The 1,107-nt window shown below is 46.4% G+C and carries 1 protein-coding gene; it reads left to right on the top strand.

Going from position 1 to position 1,107, the window contains the following annotated elements:
* The first annotated feature begins 184 nt into the window (after positions 1-184).
* Positions 185-997 (top strand): NPCBM/NEW2 domain-containing protein, encoded by an 813-nt coding sequence (locus tag LIZ87_RS22050; RefSeq protein ID WP_227149226.1) that lies wholly within the window; start codon positions 185-187, stop codon positions 995-997.
* The last annotated feature ends 110 nt before the right edge of the window (positions 998-1,107 follow it).

The raw sequence follows: 1,107 nt of genomic DNA, 5'->3' as shown, positions 1-1,107 counted from the left end.
AGCATCTCTGCTTTTTAATTATTCAGTTGTAACACATGTATTGTAATCCTACAATGGAGGCTGAGCCAGGAAAAAGACATGGTTGCATAAAACTGGAGAATGAATTATAATAAAACAAGTGCAATATAGGTAAAACGCCTGAATAATTGACATCATTCGATGGTTTTAAGAAAGGAGAAGCAGCATGAAAAAAAGATTGGCATTGACAATCTCGGCACTGGCATTGAGTGTGGCGATGGCCCTTCCAGCATATGCCGGTACATGGAAATACGTGGACGAACAGTGGAAATACCAGAGAGGCGCAAATAAATTCGCTTATAATGAGTGGATTGAGGACAATGGAAAGTGGTATTATATTGGAAATGACGGCTTCATGAAGACAGGCTGGCAGCTGATTGGAGGCCAGTGGTATTATCTCGACAGCGCAGGTGTACGTCAGAGCGGCTGGATCAAATATAATGACCAGTGGTATTTCCTGTATCCAAACGGCGTGATGGCAGTGAATACAGTGATCGACGGGCGTCAGATCGGTGCAGACGGCATTTGGATTCCGGCAGAAGGACAGACAGAGCCTGCCAATATTTCTGACCTGTCTACCCCATACCTTCTTCAGAATATGGAAGGGATCTCTACAAAGGGATATACCATTATCACCTCCGGAAAGAACGCAGAGGGTGACCGCTGGACCAATGCGATCCGCCTGAAGGGCAAGGGAAGCTATGTCCAGTATAATACAAATGGCGCCTACACCCTGTTAGCCGGTGCACTGGCTCCATCTTCCCAGTTTGACAGCGGCATTATGGCCAGAGTGACAGTGTATGGAGATAATGACCAGATACTGTATACCTCTCCTGATATCCACTACAGCGAAAAAACGATCTATTTTGGCGTTGATGTAACAGGTCAGAACCAGGTGCGCGTTGAGGTATCTCTGGTGAAGGATAATGAATGGGATGATCCGGTGATCATGTTTGACGGACTGGCACTCTACCGCTAAAGGAGAGAATGGCCGTTACAGCTTTTTGAGACAGAAAGCCGAGGTGAGAGCCTCGGCTCAGACTGTAGACAAAGTCCCGAGCGAGAGCTCGGACTTTTCTACATTTATCG

Origin of the sequence: Lacrimispora sp. 210928-DFI.3.58 (assembly GCF_020554865.1) — a bacterium.
GTDB lineage: Bacteria > Bacillota > Clostridia > Lachnospirales > Lachnospiraceae > Enterocloster.
This window is presented reverse-complemented; position numbering and strand designations above follow the sequence as displayed.

Bases quoted from the DNA above. Each gene is read 5' to 3' on its own strand.
- LIZ87_RS22050 (WP_227149226.1), top strand. From the start codon at position 185: ATGAAAAAAAGATTGGCATTGACAATCTCGGCACTGGCATTGAGTGTG.